This window comes from Thomasclavelia saccharogumia DSM 17460, assembly GCF_000686665.1.
GTDB lineage: Bacteria > Bacillota_I > Bacilli_A > Erysipelotrichales > Coprobacillaceae > Thomasclavelia > Thomasclavelia saccharogumia.
This window is the reverse complement of the sequence record NZ_JMLH01000129.1, coordinates 1-1,610: the sequence shown is the minus strand read 5'-3', so window position 1 is coordinate 1,610 and position 1,610 is coordinate 1. Positions and strand designations below refer to the sequence as shown.

At 22.7% G+C, this 1,610-nt stretch carries 1 protein-coding gene and 1 tRNA gene; both read right to left on the bottom strand.

Annotation, left to right across the window (positions count from 1 at the left end; genetic code table 11):
- Positions 1-433 precede the first annotated feature (433 nt).
- Positions 434-820, bottom strand: a complete 387-nt coding sequence (locus BR82_RS0114495; protein ID WP_027090739.1) for a hypothetical protein — start codon at positions 818-820, stop codon at positions 434-436.
- A 698-nt stretch (positions 821-1,518) separates the two neighbouring features.
- Positions 1,519-1,594 (bottom strand) — tRNA-Phe (locus BR82_RS0114490).
- Positions 1,595-1,610: the final 16 nt, after the last annotated feature.

Genomic DNA, 1,610 nt, shown 5'->3' with positions numbered 1-1,610 from the left:
AGTTTTTTCATGAATCATATTTTTTCCTCCTCATTATCTTTTACAAAATAATTAGAGAAATTACTTCTTTTTATTAGTTATTTTTTTATAAAATAATATATATTCCAAATATTTAACTTCTCAAGTTTTTTTGTTTTCTAAATAATATGGATGAAGCATATATTTTCTACTATTTTATCTTTTACAATCTAAAAAATTACTTTTTTTAAAAATTAATCCTATTAAATTATCATAAAAATAGAAAATAATTATCTGGTTATTTCTTACTTTAGGGTAAGCATTAAAAAAGAGATTTCCTAAATGATTACTATATGATCATTTTTAGAAATCTCTTAATTTTTAATTACCCATTATCGAGTAAGAATTAGCTATCTATTTTCTATTTAAAATTACTATTTTTAATAATCATTCAAAAATAAATTAACATATAAGACTAACTGCTAATCATATTTTCATATTCTTTGATATTTTCCAACAATTCTTCATAAAAAGTCTCGGCATCTAAAATATACAATGTAGAAATACCTTTATGTTTTATTTTAACTTTATGTTTACTAATTAAAGTTACATCCTTAATATTCTTATAATCAACTAACGCTGGCATAATTCCAATTCCTTTAAATTCATAAATCAATACCGAATCATTGAATATTTTCATATTATATTTAGTCGTCAGCATCATTAATACAACGAACGATAAAATGACCCCAATAATTACTTTCGAGCGATTATGATCTAGTGCAAAATAAATACATACACCAATAATTACAAAGAAAAAAACAACTGAAAAAATCAACATTCGAAACTCTTTATACTTCATCTAAACACCTCTTTAATAGACAATAGTATACCATATTATAAAATAAAAACAACCATTCAATTTTCATCCAAAGTTATTGCATAAAAATAAATATTCTATCTTAAAACATAGTCATTATAAATCATAAAAAATCAAGCAGCTAGCTGATTCTATTTTTAATTAAATTTTTATTTCGAAACAGAACTTACTATTTATAGTTATTGTTAATATTAATGTTTTATTTAGAAAAGTATAATTCGAGTAATTAAGATATTTATTGTAACTAATCTTATTATATCTGGTTAAAATAAAATCATCTTATAAATACTAGATATTCTCAAATTTAAGAATTAAAAAACAGTACAATTAGAGATATACTTCTTCATAATATCTTATCTATTATCCCTTTGTTCACAGTCTTACCACAATAGTTTTCCTCTAAAAAATCAATGACATATAAATTTTTTACAAAGCAGGCAGCTAATGCTTCATTATTTAATATATTATGATTTTTTATTTCCACATATTCAAATTTATCCAATTAATCAATTCTTTAAGAAATTTTAATATAGTTATAGTTAAAATCTAGGTATTTGATTCCATTTAATAAAAAATTTGCTTATCCTTTAATATTTATTATCAACAAATTTTCTTTATAAAAAAATAACACATTAAAATGTATTATCTCATTACTAATTACTTAGTGAATTAAATTTTAATGGTGGTTCCGGCCGGAATCGAACCAGCGACACGAGGATTTTCAGTCCTCTGCTCTACCGACTGAGCTACGGAACCATTGGCGGTCTGGACG

What these genes read in the sequence shown, in the direction of transcription:
- BR82_RS0114495 (WP_027090739.1), bottom strand. Translation starts at nt 820, where the DNA reads ATGAAGTATAAAGAGTTTCGAATGTTGATTTTTTCAGTTGTTTTTTTC.